This is a genomic window from Arthrobacter sp. TJ-270, from assembly GCF_058269075.1.
This window is the reverse complement of record NZ_JBZCNB010000003.1, coordinates 126,283-143,199: the sequence shown is the minus strand read 5'-3', so window position 1 is coordinate 143,199 and position 16,917 is coordinate 126,283. Positions and strand designations below refer to the sequence as shown.

Sequence of the window (16,917 nt, the reverse complement as noted above, 5' to 3'; positions counted from 1 at the left end):
GTCTCAGCGGCGTTTAGCAGCAGATTGGCGACAAAAAGTGCAGGGTAAGATTTCCGGAGATCCCACCATCTCTGGAAGGCCCCGCCATGAGCAGAATCGGAACGAACTGGACGCTGCACGGAGACGGGCGGAACGTCCGGCCGGGGCGCTTCGTGGCACCGGATGAGAGGCTGAGCTGGCCCCGTACCGTGGGCATTGGTGCACAGCACGTGGTTGCGATGTTCGGCGCCACGTTCCTCGTCCCGCTGCTGACCGGCTTCCCGCCGTCCACCACCCTGCTTTTCTCCGGGCTCGGCACCATGCTCTTCCTCATCATCACGGCGGGTCGGGTGCCCAGTTACCTGGGATCAAGCTTCGCGTTCATCGCGCCGATTGCCGCTGCGCAAAGCCAGCACGGCCCTGCGGGGGCACTGGGTGGCGTTGTCATGGCCGGCGCCGTGCTGGCGCTGATCGGTCTGGTGGTGCACTCGGCAGGCGCGCGGTGGATCCAGGTCTTGATGCCGCCGATCGTCACCGGTGCGATCGTTGCCCTGATCGGCCTGAACCTCGCCCCGACCGCTAGAACTAGCTTCGAACAGGCTCCCCTGACTGCGCTCGTTACCGTGGTGTCGATCCTGCTGGCCACGGTGCTCTTCAAGGGGATCCTGGGACGCCTCTCCATCCTTATCGGCGTCCTCGTCGGATACCTCGTGGCAGTGCTGCGGGGCGAGGTGGACTTCACCGCCATCAACGACGCCGCCTGGTTCGGACTGCCGCCGTTCATGGCGCCGGTGTTTCATCTTTCCGTCGTGGGCTTGTTCGTGCCGGTGGTTCTCGTGTTGGTGGCCGAAAACATCGGCCATGTGAAGTCAGTTGCTGCCATCACTAACCGGGACCTCGACCCCGTCACAGGGCGCGCTCTCATGGCTGACGGCCTGGCCACCGTCCTTGCAGGTTCTGGCGGAGGCTCCGGTACAACGACCTATGCCGAGAACATCGGCGTTATGGCCGCCTCCAGGGTTTACTCGACCGCTGCCTACTGGGTGGCCGCCGTAATCGCTGTTCTCCTCAGCCTCTTCCCGAAGTTTGGTGCACTGATCGCTACGGTTCCCGCAGGGGTACTGGGCGGTGCCGGCGTCGTTCTCTATGGCATGATCGGCATCCTCGGGGTGCGTATCTGGGTGCAGAACAAGGTCGATTTTTCCAACCCGATCAACCTCTCGACAGCGGGCGTCGCCCTCGTGGTGGGCATTGCAAACTTCACCTGGACCGTTGGCGCCCTGACCTTCGAGGGGATTGCCCTGGGCACGGCTGCGGCGCTCATAATTTTCCACGGAATGAGCGGAATCGCGCGGCTTCGCGGCAGCGAGCACGTGGCCGGCCCCGATGAGCTTGAGGCCGAAGACCACGGAAGCCGCCCATCGAAGCTCGGGTGATTCAAGTACCCATCCTCCACGCTGTCTGCGCCGAACCACCGGTGACCAAGGCCTCTTGAGGCGAGAGAACCGACGGCCAGAACATGTGTTGGCACACTACTCGATCTGGCCGCCGGCTCCGGTCGGAACACCATATCGCCGCGGCTCCGCACCCTTACAGATGCGCAATCAGCGTCGCGGGGTTCCCCCATGCCTTTCGCACGCAGGTAGCCGGCAGCAACACCTGTTCCGGTGATGAGCAACATAACCGGCTAGCTGCTGAACCGGACCATGACCGCTCGTATCCATTCGAGCACTACCGGCGCAGCGTGTAAACCAATCATCTATGACGGCACCCTAGTAATAAGCATGCTTCCTATTTGAGTGGATTTGTGGTTAAGGTGAGTGCACACCAACTCGGCGAGGAGCACAACGCTCGCTAAAGCTCATCGGTCGGAGGCATAGATGGAAGAAACCCTCAGAAGTGGCCTAGCCACCGTCGTCGAATTCATTCCGAAGTTGCTGCTGTTTTTGGTCATCCTGATTGTCGGCGTGATCATCGCGAAAGCAATCTCGAAGGCGCTGTCCAAGCTTCTGGAGCGGGTTGGCTTCGATCGGGCCGTAGAGCGCGGCGGAGTGAAGAAGGCGTTGGCGAAGTCATCTCTCGATGCGAGCGACATCATCGCGAAGATCCTCTACTACACCCTCGTCCTCTTCGTGCTGCAGTTCGCCTTCGGAGTCTTTGGACCTAACCCGGTCAGCGACCTCCTGCGCGGCATCATCGCCTTCCTGCCGAAGATCATCGTCGCGATCATCATCGTGATCATCGCCGCAGCAATCGCCGCTGCGGTCAAGAGCCTGATCCAGAACGCCCTGGGCGGACTTTCCTACGGCAAGATCCTCGCCAACATCGCGAGCATCTTCATCCTCGGCATCGGCATCATCGCAGCCCTGAACCAGGTGGAAATCGCCACTACGGTGACCACCCCGATCCTGATTGCCGTGCTCTCAGCGATCGTCGGAGTCATCATCGTCGGTGTTGGCGGCGGGCTGATCAAGCCCATGTCCCAGCGCTGGGAGACCTACCTCAATAAAGCTGAAGAGGAAGCTCCCCGGGTCAAGGCCGAAGCGCAAAATTCACCGTCTGCATCACAGCAGCTCAAGGGTGTGGCTGAGCAGGCGAAAGCCAGGACCGATTCAACCGAATCCGGCGCACACCGCGTCTGACCCAAGCACTCCCATCCAGTACGAAATGCACCACAACTGATAAAGGAGAACACCATGATTTCCCAGGACAACATTTCCCAGATCCTCGAATCCGGCGGCAAGGTCATCGATAACGACGGCGACAAGGTCGGCTCCGTCGGCCAGATCTACGTCGACGATCACACCGGCAACCCCAGCTGGGTCACCGTCAACACCGGGCTCTTCGGTTCCAGCGAGTCCTTCGCACCGCTCGAAGGCGCAACACTTGAGGGCAACGACGTCCGCGTCGGATACTCCAAGGCCAAGATCAAGGACGCTCCCAACGTTGCTCCTGACGGTCACTTGAGCGAGCAGGAAGAGGCGGAGCTTTACCGCTACTACGGTCTTTCGACCGGGACCTACGACGCCGACACGGCCGACTACAGCACCGGAACCACCGGTGACTATGACTCGGACCGCGCCACGGTCGGCCATGACACCTCCGGCCCGACCACGGACGATTCAATGACCCGCTCGGAAGAGCAGCTCCGCGTGGGCACCGAACGCCGTGAAGCCGGCCGCGCCCGGCTGCGCAAGTTCGTCGTCACGGAGAATGTCACCAAGACGGTCCCGGTCCAGCGCGAAGAGGTCCGCATTGAGCGTGAACCGATCACCGACGCCAACCGGGATGAAGCCCTCGCCGGCCCCGACATCAGCGAGGAAGAGCACGAGGTCGTCCTCCATGAGGAGCGCGCAGTCGTGGACAAGGAAACTGTGCCGGTCGAGCGGGTCCGCCTGGACAAGGAAACCGTCACCGAGCAGCAGACCGTCACCGAGGAAGTCCGCAAGGAGCAGATCGACACGGATGACGTCGACGGCATCCGTGATGGACGCTAACTAGCAACTCGCGTTCCAGGCAGCCGGCCCATCTCCCTCGCGGGAGGTGGGCCGTTTGTGTGAGTGGGGACTGACACCGCTCCGGGAGACTGCCATGATGGGGCCATGTTGCGCATTGGAATGCTGGGAGGTATGAGCTGGGAGAGCACAGCCGCGTACTACCGCCTGGTCAATGGGATGGTCAGGGACCGCCTCGGTGGCCTCCACTCAGCGGACTGTCTGCTCAGGTCGATCGACTTCGCATCGATCGAGGAATTACAGACACGAGGGGACTGGGAGGAGGCTGGTGCCGCGCTGGCTTCCGCCGCCGTCGAACTTGAACGCGGCGGCGCCGAGCTTCTCGTGCTGTGCACCAACACCATGCATTGTGCACCAACACCATGCATAAGGTAGCGCCCGCAATCGAGCGGTCCGTGACCATCCCCTTCATCAACCTCATCGACGCGACGGCCGCCGCGGTAACGGCGGCCGGTACGACGACCGTGGGCCTGCTCGGGACGGCTTTCACTATGGAGCAGGACTTCTACCGCGACGGACTGTCCGCCCACGGGCTGAAGGTGCTTATCCCGAATGCCGAAGACCGCGCCACGGTTCACCGGATCATCTACGAAGAACTGTGCATCGGTACCGTCTCGGACGATTCTCGGAAGGAACACCGGCACATCATCGCCGAACTTGCATCCCGCGGCGCCGGGGGCGTCATCCTCGGCTGTACGGAAATAGAACTGTTGATCTCGCAGTCAGATGCGGACATCCCCCTCTACCCAACGACGTCGATCCACGCGCGGGCTGCGGTCGACGCTGCCCTGGCAGAGTGAGGTCCCGAAGGATCCAACGGCTCGCGACTGCCCGTATGATCGAGGAAACTCGTACTTGAAACTTGAACTATTGGGGGAACCGTGTTCACACCGGTTGGCAAGAAATGGTGTGCAATCGCTGCTGCCATCGGCGCGTTGTCCGTCACAGCGTGTAGCCCATCTGCAGATGCGACTACTGGTCGCGTAGTGCGCGTTGTCGACGGCGATACGTTGGTCGTGAGCATTGCAGACGTCCAGACCACTGTCCGCCTGCTCAACATCGACACCCCGGAAACCAAGCACCCTGACGAGGCGATAGAGTGCTTCGGGCCGGAGGCGACCGCCTTCCTTGAGGACACGCTTCCGCCAGGCACCGAAGTGGGGCTGGATTTCGACATCGAGCGGGAAGATCAATACGGCCGAACACTTGCTGCCGTATTTTTGGAGGACCGGACGCTGGTCAACGCCGAGATCGCCCGCCAAGGCCTGGGGTCGGCAGTCATCTTCGAGCCGAACAAAAAGTACCACGACACTGTCAAAGCCGCTCAAAGCAAAGCACAGGAAGCAGAACTGGGGGTATTCAGCGCTGAGGCTGAATGCACACTCCCCGCAGAGGTGGCTGCGACGGTTGACTCGGTGACGGCCGCTCTCGAACAACCAGTCGCCTCAACTTCTGCTGGTGCGGCCGCAAGCGCAGCCGCAATTGCTGCAGCTCTGGCAACGGCCGAAGCGCTGCATGCGTCACTGGAGGCAGGGGAAGACTCGGTTCGCTGGGCCGCCCTGGGGACGGCGGCAACCTCTTCCCTCGCTGCCAGACTCATGACGTCCATCGACATTGGTCGCGGAGCGCTGGACAAGGTGAAACAGGATGCATCGCGCCTCAAGGCCGCGGAGGATGAAGCCTTGAAAGAAGCGGCGGAGCGAAAAGCTGAGAATGAAGCAGCGAAGCGTGAAGCGGAGCGTGTGGCAGCTGAAGCAGAAGCAGAAGCACGCCGGGTCGCCGCCGAAGCGGCCGCACAAGCGGAGGCGGCAAGACTGGCCGCTGAAGCAGCAGCCAGGGCTGAAGCAGAGAGAATACGGAATCTTCCCGCCCCGGCGCCCTACGTACCTCCAGCTCCAGCGCCCGCTCCGTACGTGCCACCAGCGCCGGCGCCGGTCCCGCCCGCTGAACAAAACCCGTATCCCGGTTATAACGGACCACGCTGCTACGCGCCCGGTGGCAAGACGTGGAAGCCCTGCGGCTGAAAAGATCACTACAGGGCCATAACGCGTGCCGGTTTGCACGGGCTCTACGGGAGGTTACCGCTCTGGGACCAGCACGGACAGCCGCTACCCGGCACAAAGCCAGACACAACAGGCCGAGAGTTGGGCAATCCGGAACGCGCAAGATGACGGTGACAGAATGATCCGGTGACCTCCCCCGCCCTTCATCCCACCGAACTATGGAAAAGCCCTGCCTGGCAATCGCAGGTGCAATCCTGGGTCTCGCAGGTCCTGGGGACTGTCAACATTGAGCAGACGGGACCTGTGAGTGAGCCGAGGATCCGGTTCTGGTCGGTACAGCTCACCGTTCCCACAGACCACGGACGGCTCTGGTTCAAGGAGAACAACCCGGGGCAGTTCCAGGAGGCGTCGATCGTGGCGGCTCTGGCCGGGATCGCCCCGGAGTATGTCGTTCCGCCGCTGGCCATCGAGCCGACCAGGGGCTGGATGATCTCGCCGGATCACGGAGCCACCCTCGCCACACTCAAGTCAACGGATTACGCCCTGTGGGCCCGGGTGGTGACTGATTTCGCTGAGCTGCAACAGCAAGTAGCTCCGCACGGCAAGAAGCTGATGGAGGCGGGGCTGGCATCTCTGAAGCCCGGCATCGCGGGCAACTTCGTCAGCAACCAGCTCCTCCTCCATACGGGCCTGCCGGAGGAGCACCCGCTGCACCTCAATGCCGAGCAGGCGGACGGGATCTACGGCGGCGTGCCCGCGATCGAGAACGCAGCCGCGCAGCTGAATGCCCTCGGCGTGCCGCTGTCCCTCGAGCACAACGACCTCCACCCGAACAACGCCTTCATACCGGGTTCGAGTACGGACCCGTTGCGGTTCTTCGACTTCGGTGACTCCTACTGGGCCCATCCGTTCAGCTCTCTCTACGTTCCGCTCGGCGTCATGATGGAGAACTGGGATGCAGGCCCTGAGGACGCCCGCATCCGAAGGGTGCTCACCGCCTACCTTGAGCGGTGGACGGGCTACGCACCGCTGCCCCGGCTCCGCGAGGCCCTGGAACCGGCACTACAGCTCGGCCGCCTCAACAGGTACGCCTCCTGGCTGCGTCTGCTGATACACGCCGATGACCAGTCCATGCGCGAGTACGGCCCACACGCCCTCGGATACCTGCAGACGGTCACGCAACCGGTTCTCTAGCACCCTCAGGCGCGCTGCGCAGCGGCAATCACTTCACGCATCATCAGGTTAAGCTCCTCCGCCTGCTCGCGGGAGAGGCCCAGCTTCGCCAACATGGTCCCCGGTACAGACAGCGCTCGTTTGCGCAGTGCGCCTCCCTCAGCGGTGAGGCCGACGGCGAGTGCACGCTCATTGCCGACGACCCGTTCGCGGGTAACCAGACCGCTGGCTTCGAGCCGCTTGAGCATCGGCGAGAGAGTAGCCGGCTCCATGGCGAGCGTGTCGCTGAGCTCACGGACAGTCCGGGGACTGTTCTCCCACAGGGCGAGCATCACGAGATATTGCGGATGGGTGAGGTTGAGCTGCTCCAGCACCGGCCGGTAAGCGCCGATAACGCTCCGTGAGGCCACTGACAGGGCGAAGCACAACTGCCGTTCAAGGAGCAGGTCCTCCCCCTCAGAAATTTCCTGGGAAGCCTCCCCGAGAAGCTCCCGAGAGGCCGTCACTCCCGCCCTCCATCGCGCTTCACCAAATACGTGGAGCCATCAGCGTTTCGGACAACATCCCACTGCTTCAGTTCCTGCTGGCGCTGTTGATGAGCGGCACCGTCGGCGTACTTGATCGGTCCGTCCAATCCGCCCTGGTCTGCGGGTCCGAAGAACATCCGCAGTTTACCCGTGGCGCTCATAAACCGATGTGACAACGGTTTTTTGCCCGTCATTTTTCCAAGCCTCCCGCGATGGTCATCAAATCACCCACCGCAAAGCATAACGGCAAACGTTAGTGCACTAACAATCGGCTGGCCAGTGCCCCAGCGCGCGCATCACGGCAGCCAGTGTGTCCGCACGATCGGACACCAGACCACCCACGCCCTGTTCCAACAGGGTTTCCATCACGGACCGCTCATTGATCGTCCACACGTGAACCGGAATCCCCGCAGCCTTGCATCGCCTGATGAAGCCGCTGGTCACCACCGGAAGTCCGCGGTAGTACCGCGGAACCTGCAGGCAGTCGACACGGGCCACCCGAGCTACCCAGCGGATGAGGCCGGGCACGGACAGCACCTTGATCACCGCGTTCACGGCCATACCAGCGGACGACGCCGTCGGCCGGCTCAGCCGCTTCAGTACCCGCAGACGACGGCGGTCGGAAAACGAGGCAACCAGCACCCGGTCATGAGCTCCGGCCGCCTCAATCACATCAACAAACGGCTGCACGGAGGAACCGTCCTTGATATCCACGTTCAACCGCGCATACGGCCACCGCTCAAGTACCTCGGCAAGGGTGGGAATGCGCTCATTCCCGCGAACTCGCACGGAGTCCAGTTCCGCCAGGGAGTGGTCAGCGAGCCGGCCGGCGCCGTCGGTGACGCGCTCAAGGCGCTCGTCGTGGAAGACCATGACGACGCCGTCACGGGTGGCCCTCACGTCTATCTCCAGATAACGAAAGCCTAGCTCCAGGGCCGCCTCCATGGCGGACAGGGTGTTCTCCCGGCCGTCCAGTGAAAAGCCGCGATGTGAGAAGGCAATAGGGCCTGCATTCTCCAGGTACGGCTTGCCCACGGAGATTCAGGCCGACTTCAGCGCAGCGAGCCGTTCCTCAAGGACCTGCGCCACGCCGTCGTCATCGAACGCGGGTGCGCGAAGATTTGCCGCGGCGAGTGCATCGGGGTGGCCGGAAGACATGGCGTAGCCGTGGCCCGCCCACCCAAGCATCTGGATGTCATTGGGCATGTCACCGAAGGCGATGACGTCCGCCTGGTCGACGCCCAGTTCGGCAGCATACTTGGCGAGCGTGACGGACTTGTTGATTCCCGGCAAACTCATCTCCAGGAGGGGCACGCTCGGCGCCGAGTGCGTTGTGGCGACGAGGTGTTCAACGGCGGGCGCCACCCCGTGCAGGAACTCATCCGGAGTGATGTCCCGCTCACGGGCCAGGAACTTGATCACACCGGAGCCGCTGAGGGACTCACGCAGTGGCCGCGGCTCAGCGGCACCGAGCAGCTCAACGGACCCTGGCTCCGCGAAACCGGGCTCGATCAGGAAGTTGTCCACGGTTTCGGCGGCGAACCGTACTGCCGGGTAGAGCTTCCGGATGATGTCCTGGGCTTCGAAGATGCTCTGATCGTCAAGCAGGTGCGACGCGACGACTTCCTCCCGGCCGAGGTCGTAGGTCAGCGCGCCGTTGGAGCAGATGACAGTTCCCTTGAAGCCGAGGTCCCGTAGGGGCTTGAGCCAGCGCGGCGGACGTCCGGTCACGAACACCACCTCGATGCCGGCAGCCAGACATGCCTCAAACGCACGCACTGTCCGGTCAGAAATCCGCCCGTCGTGCCCGATGATGGTGCCGTCCATGTCGCTGGCGACCAAACGCATGCGCAAACTCCTTGCTTGGGTAGGTATCCAGCCTACCCAAGCGGCACCGGGTCAGCGCGCGCCGGATGAAGCCAGAGCGTTCTTCTCGCCCCTGGATACCTCTGAGGTGATGCCGCAGTACGCGCAGGTCCGCGAGTAACGACGGCTGGTAGTGAAGACCGGGATGAAGAAGACGGTGAACTTCGAGGCGCGCTCATCAACGCGCTGGGACGCGTTCTGGCCGCAGTTCGGACAGACACCCTGCCGGCGGAAAAGTTCCTTCACAGCGGTCTTGAATCCAAACAGAATCAACATGACGTTCCTCCCGAGGGCCTTGGCGATCCTAGTGCTCGTAGGTGCCCACGATACGCGCGCGTCCGAGGGTGTGGGAGAAAAGATTGAAGCCGAGGTAGGCATTCGAGGCCTCGGCGGGCACATCGAGCTGTTCAATGTCGACCGCGTGAACGACTACGTGATAGTGGTGCGGACCATGCCCGGGCGGAGGTGCCGCGCCCACAAAGCCGGGGAAGCCGGCGTCGTTCTTCAACTGGACAGCCCCCACAGGCAGCGCAGCGCCGTCCTCTGTGCCGGCACCGGAGGGCAGGGATGTGGTGCTGACAGGAATGTTGGATACGGCCCAGTGCCAGAAGCCGCTGGCCGTCGGCGCATGCGGATCATAGACCGTGACGGCGAAGCTCTTGGTTTCCTCCGGAAACCCGCTCCAGCTCAGTTGCGGTGAGATGTCCTGACCGCCGGCGCCCATGCGCCCCGACGCATGCTTGATGTCCAGGGGCTGGTTGTGCGCTATGTCGCTGCTCGTAAGCTCGAACGACGGAACGTCGGGAAGATCTGCGTAAGGATCGCGGGTCATGCGTACACTCCTTGTGCTCTCAGTTCATCTCTCGTGGGCGGGTTGGCACCCGCGCGTGACACCGTCACTGCCGCAGCCGCAGCGGCGAACGCAAGGACGCCTCGCATCTGCTCAACGGACAGCTCGCGCAGCTCATTCCGTCGCTGGGCCCCATCCAACTCCCGGTCCACGATAGCGCTGAGCAGCGCCGCCATGAAGGAGTCACCGGCGCCTACCGTGTCCACCACGGATGTCGCCGCCGCCGAAACCTCACACTCCCCGCGGTCAACAACCGCCCACGGACCTTTGGAACCGCGCGTGACCACGACGACGGCGGGGCCGAGCCCCAGCCACCGGCGCGCCGATTCGCGGTGGTCCTGTCCCGGATACAACCACTCGAGATCCTCATCGGAAGCTTTGACCACATCCGCCAGGGCGACGAACTTCTCCGCCTGCTCCCGGGCGTAGGTTGCGTCCTTGACGATGCTCGGCCGGCAGTTCGGGTCATAGGTGACCGTTGCGAAGGGCCGAGCGTACTGGATAGCGGTCAGGACATCATGCGCGCCGGGAGCCAGCATGGAGGCAATGGACCCCGTGTGTACAAGGGTGGTTCCGTTGAAAATTTCATTCCGGGCGGTCAGGTCCGGCAATTCCCACGTTAGTTTGAAGGTGTAATTGGCTCCCCCAACGGGGTCGAGCCTCGCTGATGCCACGCTGGTCGGGTGGGGGTCCGGCGGCAGCGGTGCAAGGACGGAATTGTCGGAGAGGTGCTGATGTATCCGGCGGCCGAATTCGTCGTCCCCGAACCGGCCGAGGAACTGGGTTGGGTGGCCGAGCCGGGACAACCCCACGGCTACGTTGAGTGGGCTCCCTCCGACGTGGGCACGCGGTGGGGCGGTGTCGCTGATGACTTCGTCGATAAGGGCTTCGCCGATTACTGTGAGCACGTCTCAACCTAGCATTTTGCGCCACCGGGGACGGGTTGAAGTGTGTTACCGGAAGCGGTGGATGCTGTAGCCGAGCAGCGTCAGCGCAATGATGGCGGACAACACGAGACTCAGCCCTGTGCCCCACCCGCCGAACAACCACAAGTCTCCGTTGAATGGCCACCAATCGGGTATGGGCGGCTGAAGCATCCAGATTATCCCGAGGCTCATGAACCCCAGGGCTCCCAGCGCACTGACGGCTATCCGGGGCCAGGTTTTCACACCGATCCTGGCCGCCTTAAAGGCCTGTTTCTTGACCGGGTGCAGCTTACGCTCAGCCCAGACATACTGCTGCGACAGGACTGCCAGGCCGCCGACCAGCATCAACAGGCCCGGTCCTGGCAGCACCAAAGCGGCGATTCCGAGCACGACAAGGGTCCAGCCGATGATTTCGAGGCCGGTGCGGTGGGCTACCCGATGGAAGCGGGATCGCTCGCTCATTGGTGCAGGATTTCACACTTCCGTGAAATCCCCATTAACACGGCTATGTGAGACGTTCAACGGCGGCCGTAACGCGCGCCCACGCATCCGAGCCCGGGGTGATCATCGCGTAATGGTCTCCGGGGATCTGCTCGAGTTCCGCCCGCGCCCCAACTGCCTGCGCGGCCTCGACGTACGACTGTGACTGGCTGAGCGGAACAGTGGTGTCCTCCTCCCCGTGAAGGGCAAGCACCGGCACCGGAAGCGGAAGTGCCGTCATCGGATCCGCCAGGCGGTACTTCTCTCCGTCCGGTTCACCAAGAAAATCCCGCACGGCTCCGTTGCCCAGCTTCTCCTCGTGGGCCCGCTGCAGGTTCAACACCCCGGACTGACTGACGACGCCGGTGATCGGCACCGCCGGCACGCCGCCTCCCGGTGCGTCCCCCGGCAGCGACGACCGCCCGGCCGCCCACACCGCAAGGTGGCCTCCCGCGGAGTGGCCGAGCGCCGTCGTCGTGCTGGTGTTGAGGGTGTGCTCCTGTGCCGCGGCAGCGAGCAGGTCGATGCCGGCGGCGACATCCTCGAAGGTCTGCGGCCAGCCACCGCCGTTACCCACGCGCCGGTACTCGAGGTTCCAGCAGGCGAAGCCGCGCGAGCTGAGGTCTTCGGCGAGCGGGGCGCCGAGGTCCAGCGTGTACCGGCTGCGCCAGAACCCGCCGTGGATAATGACGACGACGCCGTCCCGTGTCTGCCCGGCCGGCAGGTAAAGCTCGGCGAACTGGCTGGGGTCTGTGCCATACGTGTAGCGCTTGGGTGCCATGGCTTCCTTGCTGTCCTCTCCTGAACCCGCTGAGCGCCCGGAATCGCAACCCGCGACGGCGGTCGCGCCCAGCAGTGCCGCGCCGAGGACTGCGCGTCGCGGGAGGCCGATCATCCTCGACAGCGTAGCCGGTGTCCGCGGCGGGTGTTTAGATGGGTTGGTGAGTGCATGGGATGAGTTGGACGAGCGGCTGCGGCCGGCCGTCGAGGAGAGCGTTCGGGAGTATCAGCGTGTCCGGCCTGCGCTTGAGGCTGTTGCGGCGGATGCCCGGGAAAGAATCGAGGGCATCTTCACCGGCACGGACCTCCGGCCGCTGTTCGTCACGGCGCGCACCAAGAGCGTCGAGTCGTTCCGGGACAAGGCTTCGCGGATGCTGGTGGATAGTGACGGGCCGCCCAGCCTGGTTTTCCCGGACCCGCTGCGGAACCTGACGGACCTCGTCGGCGTCCGCGTCATCACCACGCTGCCCCATGAGGTGGACATCGCCGCCAACCTCGTCAAGCGCCAGCGGCACGAGTTCGACTGCCGCGGTGACCGTGAAAAGGACATCGGATCCATTGAGTCGGGTACCTACGGTTACTCCAGTCGACACCTGATCCTGCGGACCATCCAGAACGACGCCGTCCGCGCCTACCAGCAGCTGCTTGGTTCCGATTCCGGCAGCTACCTGTTCGAGACGCAGATCCGTACGGTCCTGGCCCATGCCTGGTCCGAGATTGAGCATGACATCCGGTTCAAGTCGTTCAACCCGAAGGCGTGGAGCCCCTATTTCGACCGGCAGTTCACCGCCACGGCGGCCATGCTGGAGAGCGTCGAATCAACATTTGCGGATCTTCATTCGCGGTATCAGAAGGTCACGGGGTTCTGGGATCCGGAGGGCGAGGGAGGCGTGGAGCTGTCACCGGACCGAATTCGTGAGGTGTGGCAGACGCTGCTGCCGCACGTGGACCGCAAATCCGACGATGACTGGCGCTGGGCCGCCGAGCTGCTGTCCGCCCACAGCCTGACAACGACGACGGCCCTCGCCTCCCTGCTGCAGGCCGACACCATCACGTCCGTTCGGCGCGCTCTCGATCACCGCTATTCGCCCGGCCCAGACCGCCTGCTCGACGACGTCCTGCTCTGGAACTACGGCGAACGGCACATCGAGCTCACGGCTGACCCGTCGTCGGAATCCGGGGCTTCGCGCCGGGACAGTCTGGTGCGGAGGTTCCGCCAGATCAAGACGTTCCGGTCGCGGGGCTAGGCATTTCACCCGGGCCGCATCAGCGCGAGCTCACCCGCCCGAACAGTCCGGCAATCGGCGCCAGCACAACCGGTCGGGCTGCGACCCGGGCACCGATCACGAGCAACAATGACACGAAGAAGATCCAGAAACCTGCCCAGTTCACGGCATCCTGTCCGCCATACATGTGGTTGAGGTTGCGTAGTGCACCTGTGGCGAATACCAGCGCAACGTGGGCGATGATGAAGGCCACGAAAAAGAGCATCGTTGGGAAATGGATTGCCCTCGCCCACTCGACCGGGTAGAGCCGGTTCAGGGTCTTGGCGTCCTTCGGCCAGACGCCTGACATGCGCACGCCGCTAATCGCGGCGAGCGGCGCTGCAATGAAGATGATGACGAAGTACGCGAGCATCTGGAGGCTGTTGTAATTCACCCAGCCGTTCTCGGTGGGCCAGTCCAGCGAAAGGTACTGGATCAACGCCGATAGGGCGTTGGGGAACACCTCCCAGGTGGTGGGCACCAGCCGCGCCCAGTGGCCGGTAATAAACAGCAGCACCACGAATATCAGCCCATTCAGGAGCCACAGGATGTCGAGCGCCTGATGGAACCAGAGATTGATGCTGATCTTTCCATCGCCGCCCTTGGACCACTTCGGCGTCCAGTATCCCGGCGGCCGTGTTTCCCTGCGGACCTGCAGGCCGGATCGGATGATGAGGACAATCAGGAAGAAGTTGAAGAAGTGCTGCCACTGCACCCACGCCGGGAAACCGGGCTCAGTGCCGACAGGCAGGGGCGTTTCACCTGGATACGTCGCCAGGAAGTCCTGCATGAAGCCGAGAGTGATGAGCCACCGGGTAAAGAACACCGCCGCCAGCGCAACCACCAGGAGTCCTCCTGCTCCGAGAAGGAGTTTGGCTGTGCGGCTCGGCGCACGGCGCGACCGCGCGACTTTAGTCCGGTCATCGCGGACCGGCGGTTTCGGTGCCGGCTGGGCTTGGGTTGCTGCAGGGGCGGGTTCGATTGGCGTGGGTTCGACCGCCTCGGGTTCAGCACGCGCAGGTTCGGTTGGAGCGGATACAGCAGGCGCCGGTTCAGTTGATGCGGCGCTCCCCGTGGGGCGCGCCGGCACGCTTGCCGCGGCAGCGGGAGCGGGTCCTGCGGATTCGGGTGCCGGTTCGACGACGACAGCCGCCTCCGCCGGCCAGGCCTCGCCACCCGGGACGCGGGGCAGTCCGCGACGCAGCAGTCGCGTGGAGCCCGCCCCTACCCTTGCTGCGGCAGGAGCAGCGCTGGAGGAGTCGGATGCTGGTGTCGGTTCAGTCGTGGATGCAGCAGCGGCAGGTACCTCGGGGCGATCGACGGGCTCGGCTGCCGGAGCAGATGCACTCTTGGCCTGGGGAACGGCGTCCCCAGCCGACGCTGGCGGAAGGGTCGCACGCAGACGGCCGGCGGGGGGCCATGGCTCGCCTCCGGGAACCCGGGGAAGACCGCGGCGAACCGTACGGGCCACCGTCGGTGCCGCTGACGCCGTGACCTCCTCAGGAGGCGCCGCCGTCGTTCCTTCCGTCGTGGATGCCGCCGACGGGGTTTCATCCGGAGAAGGGCGGGAGGACGGCGCGGTGGGGACAGAATCCGCCGTCGTTGTGTCCGCGCCGGCGCCGTTGCCGGCAGCAGTGGCCGGATCGGCAGCGGGATCCCGAGTGAGGCCGTCGTGCAGCTCGGCGGGCATGGCATCCGCAGGAGGCCACGGTTCCCCGCCGCTCTGCCGGGGCAATCCCCGGCGCATCGTGCGACCGTGCGTCGCCATGCCCTACTCCTTCCGCGCCGAGAGCGACTTGATCAGCTGCGGCACGACCTCAAAGACGTCTCCGACGACACCGAAGTCAGCGATTTCGAAGATCGGCGCGTCCGGGTCCTTGTTGATGGCGACGATGGTCTTTGCCGTCTGCATGCCCGCCCGGTGCTGGATGGCGCCCGAGATACCGAGGCCCACGTACAGTTCCGGGGAGATCGAGACGCCGGTCTGCCCGATCTGGTAGCTGTTCGGCACGTACCCGGCGTCGACCGCAGCACGGGAAGCACCGACGGCTGCGCCCAGGACATCGGCCAGCTGCTCAACGAGGGCGAACTGCTCCTTGGAGGTGAGCCCGCGACCGCCCGCCACCACTCTGGCGGCGCCGCGCAGTTCCGGGCGGGTGGACGTCATCGTCCGCTCCTCAAACGACTCGATCGAGGCTGCGGCAGCTCCGGACGGCGGGACGTCAAGCGACTCGACTGCGGGGCTTGCAGCCTCCGCTCGGGCATCGACTGCACCTTCGCGGATGGTGATCACCGGCGCACCGAAGGTGGGCGCGCTGTCGACGTTGTAGGCGCCCCCGTACACAGAATGGCGGGCTACGATGCCCTCTTCGTCACGCGCAACCCCTACAGCGTCCACGGCGAGCGCGGAACGCGTGCGAGCGGTGAATCGTCCAGCTACGTCACGCCCGTCGATGGAGTTGGAGATCAGGATGGCGTCCGGCCGAACGAGATCCGCGGCGGCGGCCAGTGCATCGACCGTGGGCACTGCAAGCAAGGAGGACGCTGCTTCAGGCTCTGCTACCAGCACATACTGTGCCCCGAGGGAGCCCGCAGCCTGTCCCGCCTCAGCTCCCTTGCCGGCCCCGGTCACAAGAAGCACAACCGGCGTGCCGATTTGAGCGGCTGCACCGAGCAGTCCCGCCGCGCTCCTGGCCAGCTCTCCCGAGGGCGTCGTTTCGAGGAGGACGAGAATTGAGTTGTCAGGGAATGTGGTCATGGTTGTTCCTTAGGCGAGTCGGTTCTGAATCAGGAACTCGGCGAGCTTCTCCCCGCCGTCGCCCTCGTCGATGATCTTTGTTCCGGCTGATCGGGCGGGCCGTTCGGAGACTGCAAGCATGATGGACCGGGGAGTGTCCAGGGCTTCCGGATCGATGTCGAGGTCGGCGGCCGTCAGGGTCTCGACCGGCTTCTTCTTCGCCGCCATGATGCCCTTAAAGTTGGGGAACCGCCCGGTGGGGAAACGCTCCGTAATCGAGATGACCGCCGGCAGAGGAGCCGAGACCGTCATGATCCCGCCGTCCGTCTCCCGTGTTCCGCGTACGGCATCAGCCGATAGTTCCACCGTGGCCAGGGTGCTCGCATGCGGTACGCCGAGCAGTTCGGCGATCATTGCCGGGAGCACCCCGCCGTAACCGTCAGTGGACAGGTTTCCGGCGATCACAAGATCGAACCCGGTACGGCGAATCGCCGCTGCAAGCACCTCGGCAGTGAGGCCCAGGTCGGCACCCACGAGTTTCTCATCGGCGATGTGGACCAGCTTGTCCGCGCCCATCGCCAAAGCCTTGCGCAGCGTTGACGTTGCTGTTTCAGGAGCCATGGAGACGACGGTAATTTCCACGTTGTCGATCGAGCCCGTCTGCGACAGTGCCAACTCGAGTGCGCGCTCACCAATCTCGTCGAGGACGGTCTCGCTGGCGCCCCGCTCAGCGAGTCCCGTCTCGAGATGCAGCTTCCGTTCCCCGTAGGTGTCCGGCACCTCTTTCATGAGAACGACGATCTTCATTGACCCTCC

At 64.0% G+C, this 16,917-nt stretch carries 20 protein-coding genes; 8 read left to right on the top strand and 12 right to left on the bottom strand.

Going from position 1 to position 16,917, the window contains the following annotated elements; all coding sequences use genetic code 11:
- The first annotated feature begins 86 nt into the window (after positions 1–86).
- The 7 genes from AC4D2M_RS07900 (at position 87) to AC4D2M_RS07870 (ending at position 6,691) form a co-directional block, all read left to right on the top strand.
- On the top strand, positions 87–1,415 hold the full coding sequence (locus AC4D2M_RS07900) for a uracil-xanthine permease family protein (protein WP_490891119.1): 1,329 nt from the start codon (positions 87–89) through the stop codon (positions 1,413–1,415).
- A gap of 444 nt (positions 1,416–1,859) precedes the next feature.
- Entirely contained in the window at positions 1,860–2,621 is a 762-nt protein-coding gene (locus AC4D2M_RS07895; RefSeq protein ID WP_490891118.1) for a mechanosensitive ion channel family protein, read from the top strand.
- 54 nt (positions 2,622–2,675) lie between these two features.
- Positions 2,676–3,476 carry a DUF2382 domain-containing protein gene (locus AC4D2M_RS07890; protein ID WP_490891116.1) on the top strand — a complete coding sequence of 267 codons (801 nt, stop codon included), beginning with the start codon at positions 2,676–2,678 and terminating at the stop codon, positions 3,474–3,476.
- 132 nt (positions 3,477–3,608) lie between these two features.
- On the top strand, positions 3,609–3,869 hold the full coding sequence (locus tag AC4D2M_RS07885) for an aspartate/glutamate racemase family protein (RefSeq protein WP_490891114.1): 261 nt from the start codon (positions 3,609–3,611) through the stop codon (positions 3,867–3,869).
- Positions 3,857–4,294, top strand: coding sequence for an aspartate/glutamate racemase family protein (locus tag AC4D2M_RS07880; RefSeq protein WP_490891113.1), 438 nt, complete (start codon positions 3,857–3,859; stop codon positions 4,292–4,294). The genes AC4D2M_RS07885 and AC4D2M_RS07880 overlap by 13 nt, the downstream gene beginning before the upstream one ends.
- A 216-nt stretch (positions 4,295–4,510) precedes the next feature.
- Positions 4,511–5,518 carry a thermonuclease family protein gene (locus tag AC4D2M_RS07875; protein ID WP_490891112.1) on the top strand — a complete coding sequence of 336 codons (1,008 nt, stop codon included), beginning with the start codon at positions 4,511–4,513 and terminating at the stop codon, positions 5,516–5,518.
- Positions 5,519–5,683: 165 nt separating this feature from the next.
- Positions 5,684–6,691, top strand: coding sequence for a phosphotransferase family protein (locus tag AC4D2M_RS07870; protein ID WP_490891111.1), 1,008 nt, complete (start codon positions 5,684–5,686; stop codon positions 6,689–6,691).
- Positions 6,692–6,696: 5 nt separating this feature from the next.
- Here the strand turns inward: AC4D2M_RS07870 and AC4D2M_RS07865 are convergent, their stop codons facing one another.
- From AC4D2M_RS07865 to AC4D2M_RS07825, 9 genes are all read right to left on the bottom strand, one after another.
- On the bottom strand, positions 6,697–7,176 hold the full coding sequence (locus tag AC4D2M_RS07865) for a MarR family winged helix-turn-helix transcriptional regulator (protein WP_490891110.1): 480 nt from the start codon (positions 7,174–7,176) through the stop codon (positions 6,697–6,699).
- A complete protein-coding gene (locus tag AC4D2M_RS07860; RefSeq protein WP_490891109.1) occupies positions 7,173–7,358 on the bottom strand; it encodes a hypothetical protein in 186 nt (61 codons plus the stop codon). Before AC4D2M_RS07860 ends, AC4D2M_RS07865 begins: the two co-directional genes overlap by 4 nt.
- A gap of 100 nt (positions 7,359–7,458) precedes the next feature.
- Positions 7,459–8,232 carry a glycerophosphodiester phosphodiesterase family protein gene (locus tag AC4D2M_RS07855; protein ID WP_490891108.1) on the bottom strand — a complete coding sequence of 258 codons (774 nt, stop codon included), beginning with the start codon at positions 8,230–8,232 and terminating at the stop codon, positions 7,459–7,461.
- A 6-nt stretch (positions 8,233–8,238) separates the two neighbouring features.
- Entirely contained in the window at positions 8,239–9,045 is an 807-nt protein-coding gene (locus AC4D2M_RS07850) for an HAD family hydrolase (RefSeq protein WP_490891107.1), read from the bottom strand.
- 51 nt (positions 9,046–9,096) lie between these two features.
- Complete coding sequence (locus AC4D2M_RS07845) at positions 9,097–9,339, bottom strand: zinc-ribbon domain-containing protein (protein ID WP_490891106.1); 243 nt, start codon at positions 9,337–9,339, stop codon at positions 9,097–9,099.
- Positions 9,340–9,367: 28 nt separating this feature from the next.
- Complete coding sequence (locus AC4D2M_RS07840; RefSeq protein ID WP_490891104.1) at positions 9,368–9,895, bottom strand: YbhB/YbcL family Raf kinase inhibitor-like protein; 528 nt, start codon at positions 9,893–9,895, stop codon at positions 9,368–9,370.
- Positions 9,892–10,821: a carbohydrate kinase family protein gene (locus AC4D2M_RS07835; RefSeq protein WP_490891102.1), complete on the bottom strand. Its 930-nt coding sequence runs from the start codon at positions 10,819–10,821 to the stop codon at positions 9,892–9,894. The genes AC4D2M_RS07840 and AC4D2M_RS07835 overlap by 4 nt, the downstream gene beginning before the upstream one ends.
- Before the next feature lie 45 nt (positions 10,822–10,866).
- The gene (locus tag AC4D2M_RS07830; protein ID WP_490891100.1) at positions 10,867–11,301 is read right to left on the bottom strand and encodes a PGPGW domain-containing protein; all 435 of its coding nucleotides are present in this window, start codon (positions 11,299–11,301) and stop codon (positions 10,867–10,869) included.
- Between the two features lie 43 nt (positions 11,302–11,344).
- Positions 11,345–12,214 (bottom strand): alpha/beta hydrolase family protein, encoded by an 870-nt coding sequence (locus tag AC4D2M_RS07825; protein ID WP_490891098.1) that lies wholly within the window; start codon positions 12,212–12,214, stop codon positions 11,345–11,347.
- A gap of 43 nt (positions 12,215–12,257) precedes the next feature.
- Between AC4D2M_RS07825 and AC4D2M_RS07820 the strand changes: the two genes are divergently transcribed.
- Complete coding sequence (locus tag AC4D2M_RS07820; RefSeq protein ID WP_490891096.1) at positions 12,258–13,346, top strand: GTP pyrophosphokinase; 1,089 nt, start codon at positions 12,258–12,260, stop codon at positions 13,344–13,346.
- Positions 13,347–13,365: 19 nt separating this feature from the next.
- On the opposite strand, the gene AC4D2M_RS07815 is transcribed toward AC4D2M_RS07820, so the two are convergent.
- From AC4D2M_RS07815 to AC4D2M_RS07805, 3 genes are read right to left on the bottom strand one after another with little or no spacing between them, the layout of a single operon-like run.
- A complete protein-coding gene (locus tag AC4D2M_RS07815; RefSeq protein WP_490891094.1) occupies positions 13,366–15,132 on the bottom strand; it encodes a cytochrome b/b6 domain-containing protein in 1,767 nt (588 codons plus the stop codon).
- Between the two features lie 3 nt (positions 15,133–15,135).
- Positions 15,136–16,122: an electron transfer flavoprotein subunit alpha/FixB family protein gene (locus AC4D2M_RS07810; RefSeq protein ID WP_490891092.1), complete on the bottom strand. Its 987-nt coding sequence runs from the start codon at positions 16,120–16,122 to the stop codon at positions 15,136–15,138.
- A 9-nt stretch (positions 16,123–16,131) separates the two neighbouring features.
- The gene (locus AC4D2M_RS07805; protein ID WP_490891090.1) at positions 16,132–16,908 is read right to left on the bottom strand and encodes an electron transfer flavoprotein subunit beta/FixA family protein; all 777 of its coding nucleotides are present in this window, start codon (positions 16,906–16,908) and stop codon (positions 16,132–16,134) included.
- Positions 16,909–16,917: the final 9 nt, after the last annotated feature.